The organism is Psychrobacter immobilis, assembly GCF_904846225.1.
In the GTDB taxonomy this organism is placed as follows: Bacteria; Pseudomonadota; Gammaproteobacteria; order Pseudomonadales; family Moraxellaceae; genus Psychrobacter; species Psychrobacter immobilis_F.
Map to the genome: position 1 here is coordinate 44,870 of NZ_CAJGZJ010000005.1, position 18,456 is coordinate 63,325.

Sequence of the window (18,456 nt, forward strand, 5' to 3'; positions counted from 1 at the left end):
TAGTCTATGTGACCGTATATCGCCAGCAAATATCATGGCGATATAGCGTTTGGATAAATATGACCAAACACTCAACCCCACGCCGCAGTTAAGCGCTTTTGTTGATATCGCAGTCGTAGGGTCAACAGGATAGATGATAAGAATAGTCCTGTAATCAATGCCATCCAAAACCCTTGCGCACCAATGTCAGTAAAGCGCACTAAGTAGATACCAAGTGGTAAGGCAACCAGCCAATAACAAAAGAGAGTAACCCACATCGGTATGGTAGTATCTTGCATACCGCGCAGGATACCAGCCACATTTACCTGCCAACCATCAAATAACTGATAAGCAAGCGCAAAGATAAGCAGGTGCATAGACTGAGCCATGACCTCAGGATTATCAGTAAATGCAGCCGCTAACTGTGGTCTAAACAGCCATATTCCAAGCATACAGACGAGCGCAATAAATACCGTCCATATCAAACCAGTAGCTTGTACTTGGCGCAGCGCCATGAGGTTTTTTTCACCAAAGCGATTGGATATCATAATGGTTAGTGCCATGGCAACCGATATGGGTATCATGAACAGCTGTGAGGTCACTGACAATGCGACTTGATGCGACGCGGTTGCCAACTCTCCCAATGGACTGATAACCAATGCCCCCAAGCTAAATAGACTGGCCTCAAAAAAGATAGATATGCCAATAGGTATACCAAGTTTAAGGAGCTTTTTGATTTGAGCACGATTAGGACTGGCAAAGGCATAAAAAAAGCGAGTACTGGCAAACTGATGCCGTTTGGTGAAGCTGGTATAAGACGCAAGTAATAGGACGTTTATCCATAAAACCAATGCAGTCGCGACCCCGCAACCTGCACCGCCAAGCTCAGGCATACCAAATAAACCATGGATAAAAATATAATTCAGAGGAATATCTGCAAGTAGACCAATGATACTGATAACGGTCACCGGCTCAGGTCGTCCAAGCGCTTCACAATAACTGCGTAGCACGGCATAGACAGCAATCGCAGGAAAGCCAAACGATACCCCATGCAAATATTGGGTGGCGATGGGCTGGATGTTTGCAGGCACGCCCATTACTCCAAGTACATTTGGTGCTAAATTGACGACAATAAAACCAAGAATACCAAGAGCACCTGCCGTCCATAAAGATTGCTGCGTGATATGTGGGACTTGGTTATGCTGATCTTTACCTATCGCTTCACCAATGAGCGGCGTGGTTGCGATTAAAGTACCAGTGGCCAATAAAAATAAGGGAAGCCAAATACCAGATCCAACCGCCACAGCAGCCAAGTCAAGCGCGGAAACTTGACCTGCCATGATAGCATCTACCACACCAAGCGCTGCTTGGCAAAACTGGGTAATTAAAATAGGTATCGCAAGCACGCCCAAACGTAAGCTGTAGCTTTTGAAGTCTCTAAAAGATAATGGAAAAACCATAGTGAGCAACTTTTTATTCTTTGAGGTAATGCTTCTTTGAAGCAATTATTAGTGATGGGCAAATATAGCCATCAATAAATTGATAGCGAGACAGTAAGACAAGCATAGTGTAAGACAAGCATAGTGCCGATGATAATACGCCGATAAATAATATGAGCAAGCCCATATCAACAGAGTAAAAAATAAAATAAAAGGCACAGAAATAAAAATGATCCGTTCATTCAAAAGGTGAATGGACGGATCATTAGTAAATAAGATAGTAAAGAAGCTAAACTACGATGTCAACGCTGTAGACACGTCTGATAAGATTAAAATCAATTATAATGATTCAGGCAAATCTTGTACCACAGCTTGATAGCCGATCAACGTATTGTTTGCATCAAATGCTTGTACGACGATCGCATAGTTGGTTGAGTCAGTAGTAATAACAGGGGCAAATTGGGTTTCAAGGTTTCTCAGCACCACGTTCTGTACATAGCCGTTAGCGCCAGACTCTGCTTTATTGACATCGATTTGGCTGACCAATACGTGCTTAGTATTAGTAGGATTCTGCCAAATAATATTTTTTTGGTTACCATTACCAATGATATCAAGGTTCATCTTGCCAAGTTTATAATCAAGCGGATAAGTTTTAAAGTTGGAGCGATCACTAATAGTGTAAGTGACATTGCAATTGTCTTCGCCACTTGACAGCTTCTTACCGCCTAAACCATCTTGATATTCAAAACTGCCTTTCCATGGCGCGCCTGCTTCTTTTTCTTCAAAGCTACCAGCAAAGGTGGTTAATAAGTTTGGTGTCTCTATCCCTAGATCATTGACGTATTTGACATCTAAAAACTCTAATGTATCGAGGCTACCCGTCACTTTTCCAGCGATATAGTTGTCTATTTTTAGTGCTGAATTAATGCCCAAAGCGTTGTTTTCTTGACAAGCTTGCTGCTGATAACTAAAGCTGCCATCGACGCTGCCAACGCCATCTTTACTGATATCAAAGTATACGGCACCGAGGTCAATATCGTTGTTGTCGCCATCGTCAATTTCAACGAAATGTCCGACATAAAGACCACCACGACCGCCTTCTGGTGTTAGCTTATCCAAGAACTTATCAAGCGATTCCTCTGGTAAAAAGACTGATTTCAAGATCTCAGCCATAGATTTTTCATCATTACTTAACTTATCTTCGACCTTTTTATATTTTTCTTTAACTTTATCTTCCAAACGATCGTATTCGTTGTTTACCTGATCTTCTATACGGTCATACTCTTCTTTGACTTTATCTCCGTCGCTGCCACCGCAGGCACTGAGAGTGAGGCTGAACATACTTATAGTGAGGGCAGATAATAGTAATTTGGGTGCGCTCATAACTGAATCCTGATGCATGGCTGTTATAAAGAAGGTGAAGTATAGTCGAGGTATTATAAAAATAACATAGCGCTACTGGAATGAATTTTGCGCAGCCTCTGGAAACGCAGCTAGTCAGTAAAATTTATGCAATGATTAAAGTCAATAGTTTGCCTCATTTGGCAACAGCTCAAGTGTTTCTGCCATATCTATAATCGCGTACCAATGCTTTGGCTCTAATGGAATAACGGTAAGCTGCTCACAGCCTTTTCTCAGTAGTAACGAGTCTTCAAGTGCTGGCAAAAACTTAAGCTCTGATAAGGGTAGGACGTCCGCAAAAGCCTGATCAAAAGTGACATCTATCATATACCAGCGCGGTTTCTCTTCGGTTGCGAGCGGATCATAATGACGATGCTCAGGATGAAACTGTGAAGGATCAGCGTAGCCCGCTTTGCTGACGGTCATTATACCAGCCACGCCTGATGGTTTGGCGCTAGAATGATAAAAGAAAATCTTGTCACCAACATTCATATCATCGCGCATAAAATTGCGGGCGCGGTAATTGCGGACGCCATCCCAGCTGTCTGTCTCTAACCGCTGCAAATCTTCAATACCAAAAAATTTTGGGTTGGACTTCATTAACCAATAAGCCATATGCTTTATCCTTATATTATTATCAATATACAATCATTATTTATTTATGATAAAAGTAATATTTAATACGCTGCTGATATTTTGCCTGTAAGCCTGCTGTTTTAACATCCGTTTTTGTAAATGGTATTATTAGTAATTATATTATCGCTATGCTTTTCTTTACGTCGGCTAGCCGTTATCCTAGCGCAACTCTCTGCTAATAACAGCAGCGACTCATTTATAGATACATTCGTTTATGCCAAATACTAAATCTGTTCATTCTTCAAACGACATTAGCTCATCAAATGATTGTACTAAAGGTGCGCTAAAGGTGAGAGATATTCCATTAGCGTTATATATACATATCCCGTGGTGCGTAAAAAAGTGTCCTTATTGCGACTTTAACTCGCACGAGTTGCCGGCAGATATGCAGCTGTCCATGTATGATGAGTACGTGGATGCGCTATTGTTAGATGCCAGTATGCAACAGTCATTAGCGCAAGGGCGCGAGATTGGCTCAATATTTATTGGCGGTGGTACGCCATCATTATTACCAATTGCACAGTATCAGCGGTTATTTCTTGGTTTACGCAATATTTTTAGATTGGCTGAGGACATCGAAGTGACGATGGAGGCTAATCCTGGTACGTTAGAGCACGCGCCTTTTGCCGAGTATTTGAATGTGGGAATCAACCGTTTATCGATTGGTGTACAAAGCTTTGCCGCTGATAAGTTAACAACGCTGGGTCGTATACATGATCCTGCTCAGGCATTATCAGCGATTCGCGCGGCCCGTGCAGCTGGTTTTGAGCGGGTCAATGTAGATTTGATGCATGGGCTGCCGCAGCAAACCATGGGTGAAGCTATAAATGACATTCAAATGGCGCACGATGCGGGCGCAACGCATATCTCTTGGTATCAGTTAACGATTGAACCCAATACCGTATTTTACCGTAGCCAGCCTATTTTGCCAGATGAAGACAATTTGGCAGATATTGAGCAAGCAGGTCAGGCTCTATTACAGCAATTGGGCTATGACAATTATGAAGTATCCGCTTGGGCAGGCGCATCAGATAAACCATGCCGACATAATATCAATTATTGGCAGTTTGGGGATTATCTAGCGATTGGTGCTGGCGCGCATGGCAAAGTGACGGTTGATAATAGCGAATCAGGTAACAACGCATTGCTATTAAGTGAGAGTACACTGAAAACGTTAGATAAGCATGAAGATCAAGGTAATGAGTTAGTAGCGGAGTCAGGAATTTATCGTTTTAGTAAGTCGCGTCTGCCAAAAGATTATGTGGACGATAAAGAAGACAATGCATATTTTGGTATCAGCCAAACCCCACCAAAGATGATTGGCTGGCAAGAAATTGCGAGTGATGAACTGGTGAGTGAGTTTATGCTCAATGCATTGCGTTTACATAATGGTGTTTCTTGGGAATTGTTTGAGAATCGAACAGGGCTCTGCTATGAAAATATTGCCATACAAGTGAATAAACTGGTCAAGCAGGGTTTATTAGTAGACAATCCTGAGCAGTTGCAGCCGACAGCATTAGGTAGTAGATACCTGAATCAGATATTGCGAGCGTTTTTATAATTGAGAAATGTGTTTATAGTAAATAAAAAAGGGCTTATCAAATAATGATAAGCCCTTCAAACTGTCTAAGAAATTAATACTTAGATTTTGTTTTGAACGTCTTGTGCTGTGCCAGTTACTGCATCACCAGCGCCAGATACGTCTTGGCCTAAACCTTTAAAAGTGTTGCAACCAGTTAGAACAAACATAGCAGCCAAAGATGCGATAATTAATTTTTTCATAATGATATCCTCAAAAATAAACGGGTGGTTATAAACATTAACAGTGATGCTAAGAACGATGCTTAAGCCTCACTGAGGGTATTAGATATGCTGACAATGTATAAGTATCATCTCTATATCTGCTACAGACATCATAGTGAAAGTTAAAAACCCTGCACAGTATCAAAATGTAATTATTGCAAGTAAACTGTAACTTTTCATTACACTTAGCCCATAAGGTCAATCAGTTTTGACCACTTAAGGATTTAGTATGACCATTCATATCGTGCTAGTGGGCCCCAAAATGCCTAGTAACACTGGTAACATTATTCGTTTGTGTGCTAATAGTGGCGCGCAGTTGCATTTGGTCAGACCGTTAGGGTTCGAGCTTGATGATAAAAAGCTGCGCCGAGCAGGCCTCGATTATCACGAGTATGCGCATCTGCAAGTGCACGATGACTGGATAGCGGCGAGAAAATCACTGCAATTGGCTGACTGTCAGATTATTACAGCACTGACGACCAAACTTAGTAAACCTTTTTACGATTATGACTTTAGCGGACAGAATATCGCTGAACAAACAGATGATGCTTTGATGCCTAATATCGCGCTGGTTTTTGGTTCTGAGACAGCCGGATTGGCCGATGATATCCGTGAAGATATTGGGGCTAGCAATTGGTTAAGATTGCCCATGCTAGCGGACTCACGTAGTTTGAATTTGTCTAATAGCGTGGCAATATGCTTGTATGAGATTTGGCGTCAGCAAGGGTTCGCAGGCGATGAAGGGCGTAGTATTGGGTATGAGACATTAACCGTTTATGACCCAAAATAGCAGTTGATATTCTTACTGATTCTGATTAAACGTCTAGACGTAGGTAGCAATCAGTGCTGCTTTATAAACAACTTTATAAGCAATTAGGCGGCTTCGGTAGCCCAGCAAGACGATTAACGTGGCGGGCAACCAAGCCAGTATTGAATAATTGCTGCAATTTTTGATTGCTAATATCGTGCTCTGGCAAGGTCTTTTGTAGCCACTTAATGAGCGGCCTTGTCGCTGGCGCGTGATTAAACTTAACAAAAAACGCTCGTACTTGTTGTAAAATCTGTAAATGCTCAGTATCTAAATTCACGTCTAAAGTGTCCGCCAGCTGCTGAGCGATATCAGATGTCCAAATAGTATGATCAGATAAATGACCGTCTTGATCCAATTTAACATTCATAACGGTTATAGTGGCGGGAGTTACATTATCGTTATTCATAAGGCAATAGTCACTACTTTATCAAATTGATTGTCTTGAGTCAGTTGGACCCATTCTGCATCTGTTAAAATGCCATTTAGTTTGGCGTTTAGGTTTAGCTTGCCGCTGGTATTGGACGTAAGCTGAGCGATATCATTCGCTAGCGCATAGATACCAGCGATACCCTGTATCTCGCTATCACCCAAATGTGCATTAAACCAATCGATAAAAGCGACCGTTGTGCCCAGTAGGATAACGCTGTCACCCGCGCGCCATGTGCGCGCCATCTCTTCAGTACTGCGTCCAAGCGTATCCATCGTGCTATGTAATTGATATAAAGTTGCCATAATAGAATAATATCCAGTTACTGTCGTCATTTTAGTATAGTCAAATCCCTATAGACCCGCTACATCGTCACCCACGCTTGATGTACTATTTGTGCGTGGCTTCCTTGTATCGAAATTATTTGGCTTCGACTATATCAAACACTAAAGCTTATATCTGTTTATCCAACAAGAATACCTGCCGTCAAAACCTCAAAATCTGCTTAAAATCTTGCGAGTTCACAACGTCTGGTACTAACGTCAGTTGTGAGACCAAATCAGCTGGTAACATCCCCATGATCCAACCACTAAAAACGTCATCAGGTAGCCAAGCGGCTGACATATCGTACAGCTCAAGTGACTGAATCATGCCATGCAAACGCGACTCAGGCTGCATCAATAAACCAAAGACAGGGGCGTCCAAATACAGCTGTACTTCATTGCCAAAGGTGGCCAGCGTTAGTGCGAGCGCACAACCTTCATAACTGGCCATTTCAGTAGGGGTATGCAGCTGAATTAATAATTTCATGGGTGATTCCTAATCTGATTGGTCACTGACTATTAGCACTGTGGCCACTTTATAGTGGATCGACTACGGTATTCATTTTATTAAAACTGCATTAACTGACGACTGTCTTGCATCATCATGGCAAGCTCGCTCAGTCCGACCAAGGTAAACCCTGTGGCAAGATTGTCGGTATCAAGCTGATGGCGGGTACTATTATCAGTGTCGCTGACACCGCGGCTGAGCGCGGTACTGACGCAGACGGGCAGTAGTAACGCATACTGTCCAGCAAGGTTTTGCCATTCTTTGGTCAAATTAACTTGGTCTGCAGATTGCCAGCGTAAACGATTGGCAAGATGGGCTGCATCTCCATAAAAAAAGATATTTAAGACAGCTTTTTGTTCAGTCGCATCGCTACCCGCTGTATCATTATTGATAACGGTGCTCTGAAGATAAGCTTTGGCATAACGTAGTGCTAGATGAGCCAGCGGGTGACTGGGATCGGCGGTAATCAGGAGTAGCGGGGTATCTGTAGTCATAAATATCGTATCGTTATTTGGCGTTTGTTGATGGATAAGGGTTCGCTGTCAACTCTGAGAGGTGGTCTTATTCTACATCACCTACTTTGATCATTTGTTTGCCGATATTTTCACCTGAAAACAGACCGATAAAGGCAGCAGGTATGTTTTCAAAACCTTCGATTAGGTTTTCTCGATATTTGATTTGCCCGTTATTATACCATTCTGCGATTTGTTTTTTTGCCTCATCGAATCTGTCGTTAAAGTCGTAAACCACAAACCCTTCTATACGGGCACTTTTTTTGATCAACGTGTGCATCGGTCTGACACCTTGAGGAGGATGCTCTTTATTATAGTCAGCAATTTGACCGCAGATGACCATGCGACCATATGTATTGATGTTGGCTAAAACGGCATCAAATAACGCTCCGCCAACATTATCAAAAAATACATCCACACCATCAGGGCAAGCCTGTTTTATCGCTGCTGTCATATCGTCAGTTTGCTTATAATTGATACCTTTATCCAATCCTAACTCATTTTCGAGATAGTCTATTTTTTTTGCAGAACCTGCGATACCGATGACTTTACAACCCTTTACTTTCGCAATTTGGGCGGCGATACTACCGACTGAGCCAGCAGCTCCAGAGACAACCACTGTATCCGTAGCTTTAAGTTGTCCGACATCTAAGATACCAAAATAGGCAGCCAGCCCAGGGACGCCAAGCATACTGACGACGGTAGAAATAGGCGCAAGCTCAGGATCTACAATGTCAATATGACTAGTGCTCACGTTTTGATATTTTTGCCAAGCAAAGCGGCCATGGACAATATCACCTTTTTTAAAAGTGTTATCGCGACTGGCAATAATTTGACCAACCGTTCTGCTAGTGATTGGTTTATTGAGCTCGAATTTATTACCAGCAGCATCGTCATCGCCTTTGTCCATAAAGCCGCGCATACCAGGATCAACCGACACATAGATGCTTTTTATTATAACTTCGCCTGCATTGAGCGTTGGCATCGGTATATCATTGATTTTAAAGGTATCTTGGTTGGGCACACCAGTAGGATGGCTGGCAAGTACAATCTCTTTATTTTGCTCGATCGAATCGCTCATTGTACATATCCTTTTATTATTGATCTTATTGATCTTATTGATCTTATTGATCTTATTTACTTATCCTACAATCGTCTAATAGGTTTTTATATTAGGCGACTTTATTCTTTACGAAATAATTTTTACAGATAGCACGAGTGTTATCGTCGCTTCCCAAAATGATAATATGTTGTTCAGCATCTCTTTGAGCACAAAATTTTCATGCTATTATAAAACGCTCAGTGCTTCATTTCCCCATATTCAATATATCAGCAGAACCTTTTTTTATAATTAGTAAAATGTTTGGTTTTTGGTGTTTTATCTTTGCTACGCTAATGGCATTATGACCAAGCCGTAAAAAAAACCACTAAAGCCTGCTGCTAGATTCAGGTAGTCTATTAATAAGAATAACACTCGCTATCATTCATATTGTAAGGAACGTTTATTACTATGCCATCATCTGCGACCAATAGTATCGATTATCAGCCGACAGCAGAGCAACTGCAAGTTTTGCAGACGGCAAGTGAGTTTGCTTATCAAATTTGGCAGAGCCGAACGGTGTTTTGCCAGACGTTTTTACGCAGCTATCCATTAGATCAGACCTTAACACGTCAGCAAATCGATGATCTTATACAAGATTATACGTTGGATGAAGACTATCAACTCGTTGATGAAGTTAAGGTTATGAGTGGTCTGCGAAATCTGCGTACGTTACTGATGATGCGTTGGATTTGGCAAGATGCCTTACATATGATAGCACTTGAGCAATTAACCGACGAGCTCTCTGAGTTTGCAGATGGCTGTATCTCCTTTGCCAAAGATTATACCTATCAGCATTTAATTAAACAGTATGGCGAACCGACCTTTGTGAATGCACAAGGTAATACGCAGATTGATGATATGGCAATTATGGCCATGGGTAAGCTTGGCGCTCACGAGCTGAATTTATCGAGCGATATTGATCTGATTTTTGTCCATCAGGCACGTGGTGAAACCAATGGAGATAAAGCGCGCGGCACACGCAGTATAGATAACAAGCGTTTTATGACTCGACTTGGTCAAGGTATTATTAAGTTACTCGATAACAAGACGGCCGATGGTTTTGCCTTTCGAGTCGATATGCGTCTACGTCCTTGGGGTGATGGTAGCGATTTGGCCATTCATCTTTCTGCACTACAAAAGTATTTTTCTTTGCATGGGCGTGCATGGGAGCGCTTTGCTTGGCTAAAAGCTCGGGTAGTAGGACACATAGAGTCGCCGTTCTATGATGAGCTGCAAGCACTTATCAAGCCATTCGTCTTTCGTTATTATGTCGATTATAGTGCGTTTTCTGCTCTCAGAGAGATGAAGTTTCTGATTCAAAACCAAGTAGCGCAGCGTGAGGATTTGGATAATATTAAGCTTGGCGCAGGCGGTATTAGAGACATTGAGTTTATCGTACAAGCGTTTCAATTGATCTATGGCGGTGCGCATCCACAGCTACAGATTAAGTCTTGTCTACAAGCGATGCAAGTATTGCACGAACTTGGGTATTTAGAGCTGTCAACTTATGAGCAATTACAATTGGCTTATCGGTTTTTGCGTCGGCTTGAGCATGCGATTCAGGCGATTAATGATCAGCAAACTCAACGTTTACCCCATGATCCATACTGGCAACACAATTTAGCGATTACGCTCGGGTTTGACAATTGGAACGCACTGTTAAGCGTACTCAATCACCACCGCAACAATGTCAATGTTCCGTTTGAACGTATGGTCACCGAACGCCAAGTACCTGATCAGGAAGACACGCATCTTGAACCAGAAAATCTAGATGAGCAAATTGTACGTCTGAATCAAGTGCTCACAGAAGACAATCGTGAAATACTACAAGGTTTTTGGCAGTCAAAATTAGTCGCTAATTTAAGTGAAGAGGCAAGAGAGCGTTTGGACGATGCGTATCCTGTAATCGTGCACGCATTATTAGCGCACCAAGATCAGCAGCAACTGGCCAACACGGCCTTGCCACGTCTCATTGCATTGATTGAAGCCATTTGTCGTCGTTCTATATATCTGGTCATGATTGCAGAAAATCCCAATGCAACGATTGAGCTTATTCCGATGCTGTCAGCGAGCCCTTGGATTGCGAAAGAGCTGTCATATTATCCAGTGCTACTAGATAGCTTTTTGCAACAACGTTATCGTCATCTGCCCGACAAACTAGAGCTGCGTGATATTTTACGTCAACAGTTATTGCGTGTAGAGCCCAATGATGAGGAAGAGCTACTCAGCGTCCTACGACTGTTTAAAAAGAATCAGATATTGGCGGTTGCTGCCAGCGATGTATTGGCTGAGCGCCCGATTATGAAGGTATCGGACTCTTTGACGTACATAGCAGAGGTGGTATTGGAAGCAGCGTTAGAGCGTGCTTTTTCAGAAATTGTCAAACGCTATGGCTATCCTATCGGTCAAGATGGCGATCCAGTGACTGAAGCAGATTGCGGTTTTGCTATCATTGGTTATGGCAAACTTGGCGGTCTAGAACTGTCGTATTCTTCAGATTTAGATTTGGTGTTTTTACATAAGGTAAAAGAGCAGGGAATGACCACTGGTGAAAACTCAGTGAGTGGGATGAAGTTTGCTGCGCGCTTGGTACAAAAACTGATGAATTACCTCAATACCCAAACTCGAGATGGCCGCGCTTATGAGATTGACATGCGTCTACGCCCCTCAGGTAATGCAGGTATGATGGTGGTCTCTTGCCATGCGTTTGAGACTTATCAGTTTGATAAAGCATGGTCTTGGGAGCATCAAGCGTTGGTCCGAGCGCGGGCGATTTGTGGGGACAGACGCGTCACTGCGCAGTTCTGCGATATTCGCCGAGAGGTGTTGGCATTGCCGCGCACGATTGAGCAAGTACGTTCTGAAGTGACCAGTATGCGCATAAAAATGCAAAAGCATCTGGGAACCAGTCAAGGTCAACAACAAGCTGGCAAGTTCCATCTTAAACAAGATGCAGGCGGAATCGTAGATATTGAGTTCTTGGCGCAATTTGCCGTATTGGCTTATTCTCATGAGTACCCAAGTTTGACTAAATGGAGTGACAACGTTCGTATTTTTGAAGAAGTTGCTTCATTAGGTATTTGGGAGGCGCAAGTTTGCCAAGATTTGACAGATGCCTATCTAAGAATTCGTGCCGCCACCCATCAGCTAGCGTTATCGGAGCAATCATTACTGGTTGATGAATCACTATGGAAAGATACGAGAGCATTATTACACGCGCAATGGCAACATTTGATGGGCGTCGATTTGTCAGACAAGGACTGGCCGACACCTTAATAGGACTTTTTATGATAAATAATAGCCTGCTAAGGGCTAACCAAAAGATTTCATTTGCTCGCACTGCTGGTGATATAATCGGTCACACATCGTAATCTCATTAGCAGTCGGTCGTAATAATGAAGTTGGATTTTTAACCATAAAATTTGCTGCTGCGGTGTTATCATATGATGTTGAAAAATACTGTGAAATAAAACCTACCTAAAAAAGTTAGACGTTAGCGCTAACATAAGGACTATAAAATGAATATGGCAACACAAGATGGTAAGCTTTGGATGAATGGCACGATGATTGATCAGCCAGATGCGAAAGTTCACGTACTTACGCATAGCCTGCACTATGGCATGGCTGTGTTTGAAGGTGTACGTGCGTACCAAACGGCTGACAATCGCACCGCTATTTTCCGCCTAAAAGAGCATACCGAGCGTTTACTCGGCTCAGCGAAAATCTTTCAAATGGACGTACCTTTTGATGCAGCTACACTAGAGCAAGCACACAAAGACGTGGTCAAACAGAATAATCTAGCAGAAGCTTATATTCGTCCATTGATCTGGGTGGGTGCAGAAAAGCTAGGTCTATCTTCACGCGATAACAGTATCAACGCTATGGTTGCTGCTTGGCACTGGGGCGCTTATCTTGGTGAAGAAGGTATCAAAAACGGTATCCGTGTAAAAACCTCCTCGTTTACTCATCATATGACCAATGTGACCATGTGCAAGGCCAAAGCTTCTAGTAACTATCCTGTCTCTATCATGGCCAATCAGGAAGTGACTCGTAACGGTTATGATGAAGCGATTTTGATGGATCCGCAGGGTTATGTTTGCCAAGGTGCTGGCGAAAATTTATTCTTGGTAAAAGATGGCGTGTTACATACTCCAGACTTAGCAGGCGGTGCTCTTGATGGTATTACACGCCGTACTATCATTCAGTTTGCTGATGATTTGGGTATCAAGGTTGTTGAGCGCCGTATCACTCGTGATGAGTTTTACTTGGCGGACGAGATCTTCATGACAGGTACTGCTGCTGAAGTCACGCCAATCCGTGAGTATGATGATCGTATTATTGGTAATGGTGGGCGCGGTGAGCTGACTGAAAAACTGCAAACTCTCTACTTTGATGTGGTACATGGTCGCAATGAGCAGTATATGGATTGGTTAAGCTTTATTGATTAACAATGCCGTTACTTTAAAGACCAAAAAGGCTGAACATAATTGTTCGGTCTTTTTTTTATGGTAATATAGCCCTCATATTAATTCATAATATTAAAGTGAGCAGTCAATGCCAATAGATTCTAGTACAGCAGATACTCAAAATATCAAGCAAATCATCTGCATCAAATGGGGCACAAAATACGGGGCTGATTATGCCAATAAACTGTATGGCATGGTATCTCGCAACATTACACCACCATTCCGCTTTGTCTGTTTCACTGATGACACCACCGATGTACGCCCAGAAATTGAATGTCAAGCGTTGCCTCCACTTGATGTCGCTATGCCCACTAATACACTAGGCAAATGGCCAAAATCTCGTTTGTGGGGTGAAAAGCTAGGTGATTTGACAGGGACAGTACTGTTTGTAGATTTGGATGTGATTATCGTAGACAGTCTCGACCCTTTCTTTGAGTATGGCGAGCCAGACGATGTTATTTTGTCTTACAATCCTAGCAATCCATTAGAGCGTTTGGGCCAAACGTCTTGTTTTAGATTTCAGATAGGTTCGCTTGTGTCACTGCAAGAGAAATTCAAAGCTGATCCGCAAGGTATCGCTGATGAGTATCGTTTTGAGCAGCGTTTTGTCACTCGTAATGCACCAGGCGGCGTAAAACTGTTTCCAAAAGCATGGGTGGCACACTTTAGACGCAAGTGCCGTCAGCCGTTTCCGCTGAACTATATTAAAGAACCAAAGATTCCTAAGGGCGCTCGTATTGTTATTTTTCCAGGTGACTTATACCCTACGCATGCTATCGAAGGTAGGTATAACAAGAATGCGGCTAACAACGCTAAAGACCATCTGAAAAGACTCACTGAGCCTAAGAACTTAAAAAGACCGCTGCGCCATTTGCGTCACTTTATCTTGCCAGTAGGGTGGATTGAAAAATACTGGAGAGAGTAAGCTCAATTTTATACTTAAGTATTGTGACAATATCAAAGATTAGTATTTATGTTCTTACCTGTGTGAGGCTTAGAACATAAATCAGTTAACGGATGTAATTATGAAACCAAATGATGCTATTAGAGTCTTTGTTGGTTGTGACCCAAATAACTGTGATCTAGAGCAGATGATGGTATTGGATTATAGTATTCATAAACATACTAGCGTACCAGTGGAAATAGTATGGATGCAATTATCGCGTGACGCCAATAGCTATTGGTACTCTAATCCTGAGGCTGGCGAAGGCTGGAATACGACGAAATGGTCAACACCATTTTCAGGATTCCGATGGGCAATTCCAGAGTATTGTAACTATTCTGGACGTGCAATTTATATGGATGCTGATGTTGTGGTATTAGATGATTTAGCAAACTTATGGAATCACCCTATTGAGGGAAAATCTATAGTAGCGGCTAAAACAAATGCTGATATGACGCGGTTATGTACCTGTGTCTGGGATTGTAGGGCGGCAAAGGCGTTTATTCCAAAAATTGAACAACTCAAAAAAGATCCTGATAGTCATAAGCAAATGATGAAGCTGCTTAAAAAGAATAAGAAACTTATTGAGCCTTACCTTAATACCTATAATTGCGTAGATGGTGAAGGCTTACCCATAGAAGATATTAAAATATTACATTATTCAGATATGGGCACGCAGTTCAGCCACAAATACGCAATAGATAGAGTAAAAGCAGAAGGATTTGAGCATTGGTTTGATGGTAATATTATGCCGCACCCTAGACAAGATTTGTCTGAAGTGTTTGATGAGTATTATAACGAAGCACTTGCTGCTGGATATAATCTAGACAATTATAGAGTTGAACCTTTTGGACGTTTTCCAAAAAAATCCCAACAAGACTATGTCGGTAATAAGGTGACTCGTCCGCTTGCCTCTAAATCGTTATTTTCGAAGTTGTTTAATCGGTAGAAGCGATTTATTTGTTCACTGTTTCTATAAGATTATTATATATTTTATTTTCAAATGGGCGAAGATTTAATCCATAGGTTGTCGTTTATGAAGCAGCACAAAAAAATAGCGGTACTCGTTATTAACTGCCTACAAGGCGGCGGTGCGGAGCGTGTAGTATTAACGTTAGGTCAAGGGTTTCATGAATTGGGCTATGAGGTACATATATTAAGATTCAAACCGTTAGTCGAGTACGACTTGGGTCCAAACCTGAATTACCATGTACTTAGGTTTAAACCTTATAAGCTTATACCGGGATCAGAGCGGCGTGATAGAATTTTTGCGCGGGCAGTTGATAAGTATGTCTTACAAAATATCGGCCAACCTGACATCATATTGTCTAACCTTGATCGCGCAGATAGTATCCTAAGTAATAGTAAACTGCCTAATATTAATTATATTATTCATAATACCGTATCACTGCTTTATAAGTTCAATAAAAACCACGATGCTGAACAGTTGAAGAAACGCATGGTTGAGATATATGCTAAGCATCCTTGTATATGTGTGAGTGAGGGAGCTGAAAAAGATTTCGTCAAAAGCTTTGGCGAAATTACCCCAACGACGGCAATCCACAATCCAATTGACAGAGACAGTATTCAAAAACAGGCTGATGCCTTTGTCCCAGAATATCAAAACTATATAATCCATGTGGGTAGCTTTAAAGATGCAAAGCGCCATGATGTATTGGTAAAAGCCTACGCAAAAACGGATCAGTCTATGCCGTTGTTGCTTTTAGGCCAAGGCAAGCATAAAAGTGAGACAGAGCAATTAGTCAAAGAATTAAACCTAGAAAATAAAGTGGTATTTTTAGGTTTTTGTGAAAATCCTTTTCCTTATATCAAACATGCCCAATTTAAAATACTGACGTCTGACTGGGAAGGATTTGCTTTGGTTATCGCTGAGGCTTTGGTGCTAGGCACTCCCGTTATAAGTACTAACTGCCCGTCAGGTCCAAGTGAATTATTACCTGAAAACAATTTGATGCCAATGGGCGACGTCGATGCTATCGCCGAAAAAATGCGACAGGCAATGAATAACCCACAAAAATTTCATGCACCATTTAATGAAGCACTTCTTCCAGTTAAAATTGCAGAACAATACCTAGCTTTCGCTCAAAGCGTAAACGCTCAAAATTGATAAAATCGTATATTCTTTATATTAAAAACTCCCTGTAGTTCTGAGAAAGCCTAGAAAATGATTAATAAATTCATAAAAACAAAAGAAAGTGCACGCAAAGAAAATAAGAAAAAAGTCCTCTTAGTGATAAATTGTCTGCAAGGTGGGGGTGCTGAGCGTGTTGTTCTTACTTTGGGACAAGGATTTTACGACTTAGGGTATGAAGTACATATTTTGAGATTTAAACCTCGTATCGAATACGATCTCAATCCAAATCTTAATTATCACTTACTTAATTTTAAGCATTATAAGCTCATACCAACACTAGAGCGTCGTGATAAAGTTTTCGCGTGCGTAGTCGATCGTTACATTTCAAAGAAAATTGGCAAGCCTGATATTATCTTGTCAAATCTTGATCGAGCGGATAGTATCTTAAGTAATAGTAAGCTGCCTAATATTTTTTATGTGATCCATAATACCCTTTCCTTGTTATATAAGTTTGATAACACCAGTGCTGCTGACGAACTAAAGTCAAAGATGAGTGATATATACTCTAAACATCCTTGCATCTGTGTTAGCAAGGGAGCTGAACAAGATTTTATTAAAAGCTTCGATAATATTACACCAACTATTGCAATCCATAATCCAGTTGATAGAGAGAGTATCAAAAATTTGGCTGATGCTTTTGTGCCTCAATATCAGAATTATATAATCCATGTGGGCAGTTTTAAAGAAGCGAAACGTCATGATGTACTGTTAAGAGCTTATGCTCAAACTGATCAATCTATGCCGTTACTACTTTTAGGTAAGGGTAAGTACCAAAAAGACATAGAGCAATTGGTAGCAGAGCTAAAATTAGAAGATAAGGTAGTATTTTTAGGTTTTCAGGAGAATCCTTTTCCTTATATAAAACACGCAAAATTTAAAATACTAACTTCTGATTGGGAAGGTTTCGCCTTAGTCATTGCAGAATCTTTGGTTTTGGGAACACCAGTTATTAGTACCGATTGCCAGTCTGGGCCAAGCGAGCTGTTACCAAAAAATAATTTGATGCCGATGAGAGATATAGAGGCTATTGCTGAAAAATTGAGCTTGGCAATGAAAAATCCACAGCAATTTCACTCTGAATTTGACGAGGAACTTTTACCAAGTACTATAGCGAAAAAATATCTTACTTTTGCCTCTGATTTTGCAGGTAGAAAGTATTCTTAATCTAACCACCATTTGGACCAGTCATCTCTATGTAACTGTCGCAGAGTAGCAAAAGCGCTATCAGTATTTTGCAGTTTTTCAAATACGGCCAACAGAATATTAGTGGCTAATTTGTCAATTTTATGAAATTTACGATAGCGTTTGCGCATATTTCTTAAGCTATCATCGGTGCCGATACGAAAATAGGTAAGACCATCGTATAAGGGCAAGTCACCAGCATAAAGCATGTCAGTTTTTTCGGTTAACAAGGGCATATATTCAGCGTTAGCGGGTAGCTGCAAAAAATTCTTGGTCTCATATGCTCGCAAGGTATTCATTAAGGTTATAACATTCATTAAAATAGCCGCTCTATGAGCATTATTTGAATGATCAATAAACGTATCACAGGCGGAAACAATCCAGCGTAACGAGAGATGCTCTAATAGATAGTCACTTTCTACCGTCCATAGTCTTTCAAATTCGGCAAATGTGTTATCAATTTTGTATTTACGGCGCATCAATATGATGAGTGTATTGTGATAAAAGCAGAGCTCAGATTGACCTATTGATTGGTATTTCAAGTTATTCAAATGTTCTTCTAAGTCCTTACTTTTACGCTGATTGGTTAGTGCCTCAGTGTCACACATTGATTCAGTAACCATCGTTGCTTTCATCTCATCAAAGCTCTTGCCATCATAACTTTTGACAATTTTACCTGCATTCAATCTTTTTTCGCTCAGAAACAGTAAAAGTAATTTTCTTTGCCAACTGGAAGGTGTGGTCATGCCAATAAAATCCTTTGAGAAAA

Annotated in this window: 18 protein-coding genes; 8 read left to right on the top strand and 10 right to left on the bottom strand. The window is 41.3% G+C overall.

The genetic code is table 11. The annotated features are described in order from the left end of the window. Nucleotides 1–71: 71 nt before the first annotated feature. The 3 genes from JMX48_RS05395 to JMX48_RS05405 form a co-directional block, all read right to left on the bottom strand. Nucleotides 72–1,439, bottom strand: a complete 1,368-nt coding sequence (locus JMX48_RS05395) for an MATE family efflux transporter (RefSeq protein WP_201535245.1) — start codon at nt 1,437–1,439, stop codon at nt 72–74. Between the two features lie 318 nt (nt 1,440–1,757). After that, on the bottom strand, nt 1,758–2,801 hold the full coding sequence (locus JMX48_RS05400) for a hypothetical protein (RefSeq protein ID WP_201535247.1): 1,044 nt from the start codon (nt 2,799–2,801) through the stop codon (nt 1,758–1,760). Nucleotides 2,802–2,942: 141 nt separating this feature from the next. Then, nucleotides 2,943–3,434, bottom strand: a complete 492-nt coding sequence (locus JMX48_RS05405; protein WP_201535256.1) for an EVE domain-containing protein — start codon at nt 3,432–3,434, stop codon at nt 2,943–2,945. 235 nt (nt 3,435–3,669) lie between these two features. Between JMX48_RS05405 and hemW the strand changes: the two genes are divergently transcribed. Further along, nucleotides 3,670–5,016, top strand: a complete 1,347-nt coding sequence (gene hemW / locus JMX48_RS05410; RefSeq protein WP_201535258.1) for a radical SAM family heme chaperone HemW — start codon at nt 3,670–3,672, stop codon at nt 5,014–5,016. Between the two features lie 80 nt (nt 5,017–5,096). On the opposite strand, the gene JMX48_RS05415 is transcribed toward hemW, so the two are convergent. Then, nucleotides 5,097–5,237: an entericidin A/B family lipoprotein gene (locus tag JMX48_RS05415; protein WP_201535260.1), complete on the bottom strand. Its 141-nt coding sequence runs from the start codon at nt 5,235–5,237 to the stop codon at nt 5,097–5,099. A 250-nt stretch (nt 5,238–5,487) separates the two neighbouring features. Here JMX48_RS05415 and JMX48_RS05420 point away from each other — a divergent pair, with 250 nt between their 5' ends. After that, nucleotides 5,488–6,048, top strand: coding sequence for a tRNA (cytidine(34)-2'-O)-methyltransferase (locus tag JMX48_RS05420; protein WP_201535262.1), 561 nt, complete (start codon nt 5,488–5,490; stop codon nt 6,046–6,048). 73 nt (nt 6,049–6,121) lie between these two features. On the opposite strand, the gene JMX48_RS05425 is transcribed toward JMX48_RS05420, so the two are convergent. The 5 genes from JMX48_RS05425 to JMX48_RS05445 all read right to left on the bottom strand — a co-directional run bounded on the left by JMX48_RS05425 (nt 6,122) and on the right by JMX48_RS05445 (nt 8,920). Continuing rightward, nucleotides 6,122–6,436 carry a TusE/DsrC/DsvC family sulfur relay protein gene (locus JMX48_RS05425; protein ID WP_201535546.1) on the bottom strand — a complete coding sequence of 105 codons (315 nt, stop codon included), beginning with the start codon at nt 6,434–6,436 and terminating at the stop codon, nt 6,122–6,124. Between the two features lie 35 nt (nt 6,437–6,471). Further along, nucleotides 6,472–6,801 carry a hypothetical protein gene (locus JMX48_RS05430; RefSeq protein WP_201535264.1) on the bottom strand — a complete coding sequence of 110 codons (330 nt, stop codon included), beginning with the start codon at nt 6,799–6,801 and terminating at the stop codon, nt 6,472–6,474. A gap of 181 nt (nt 6,802–6,982) precedes the next feature. Further along, nucleotides 6,983–7,306 (bottom strand): hypothetical protein, encoded by a 324-nt coding sequence (locus JMX48_RS05435; RefSeq protein ID WP_201535266.1) that lies wholly within the window; start codon nt 7,304–7,306, stop codon nt 6,983–6,985. 80 nt (nt 7,307–7,386) lie between these two features. Next, entirely contained in the window at nt 7,387–7,821 is a 435-nt protein-coding gene (tusD, locus tag JMX48_RS05440) for a sulfurtransferase complex subunit TusD (protein WP_201535269.1), read from the bottom strand. Nucleotides 7,822–7,888: 67 nt separating this feature from the next. Then, the gene (locus JMX48_RS05445) at nt 7,889–8,920 is read right to left on the bottom strand and encodes an NADP-dependent oxidoreductase (RefSeq protein ID WP_201535271.1); all 1,032 of its coding nucleotides are present in this window, start codon (nt 8,918–8,920) and stop codon (nt 7,889–7,891) included. A 429-nt stretch (nt 8,921–9,349) separates the two neighbouring features. On the opposite strand from JMX48_RS05445, the gene glnE reads away from it, so the two are divergent. From glnE to JMX48_RS05475, 6 genes are all read left to right on the top strand, one after another. After that, entirely contained in the window at nt 9,350–12,217 is a 2,868-nt protein-coding gene (glnE, locus tag JMX48_RS05450) for a bifunctional [glutamate--ammonia ligase]-adenylyl-L-tyrosine phosphorylase/[glutamate--ammonia-ligase] adenylyltransferase (RefSeq protein ID WP_227687910.1), read from the top strand. A 242-nt stretch (nt 12,218–12,459) separates the two neighbouring features. Further along, nucleotides 12,460–13,389, top strand: a complete 930-nt coding sequence (locus JMX48_RS05455; protein WP_201535273.1) for a branched-chain amino acid transaminase — start codon at nt 12,460–12,462, stop codon at nt 13,387–13,389. 106 nt (nt 13,390–13,495) lie between these two features. Then, nucleotides 13,496–14,332, top strand: coding sequence for a glycosyl transferase (locus JMX48_RS05460; protein ID WP_201535275.1), 837 nt, complete (start codon nt 13,496–13,498; stop codon nt 14,330–14,332). A gap of 100 nt (nt 14,333–14,432) precedes the next feature. After that, entirely contained in the window at nt 14,433–15,299 is an 867-nt protein-coding gene (locus JMX48_RS05465) for a glycosyltransferase (RefSeq protein WP_201535277.1), read from the top strand. 87 nt (nt 15,300–15,386) lie between these two features. After that, complete coding sequence (locus tag JMX48_RS05470; RefSeq protein ID WP_201535279.1) at nt 15,387–16,478, top strand: glycosyltransferase; 1,092 nt, start codon at nt 15,387–15,389, stop codon at nt 16,476–16,478. Nucleotides 16,479–16,535: 57 nt separating this feature from the next. After that, the gene (locus JMX48_RS05475) at nt 16,536–17,669 is read left to right on the top strand and encodes a glycosyltransferase (RefSeq protein WP_201535281.1); all 1,134 of its coding nucleotides are present in this window, start codon (nt 16,536–16,538) and stop codon (nt 17,667–17,669) included. On the opposite strand, the gene JMX48_RS05480 is transcribed toward JMX48_RS05475, so the two are convergent. Continuing rightward, nucleotides 17,666–18,433, bottom strand: a complete 768-nt coding sequence (locus tag JMX48_RS05480) for a hypothetical protein (RefSeq protein WP_201535283.1) — start codon at nt 18,431–18,433, stop codon at nt 17,666–17,668. The two genes, JMX48_RS05475 and JMX48_RS05480, sit on opposite strands and share 4 nt — an antisense overlap. Nucleotides 18,434–18,456: the final 23 nt, after the last annotated feature.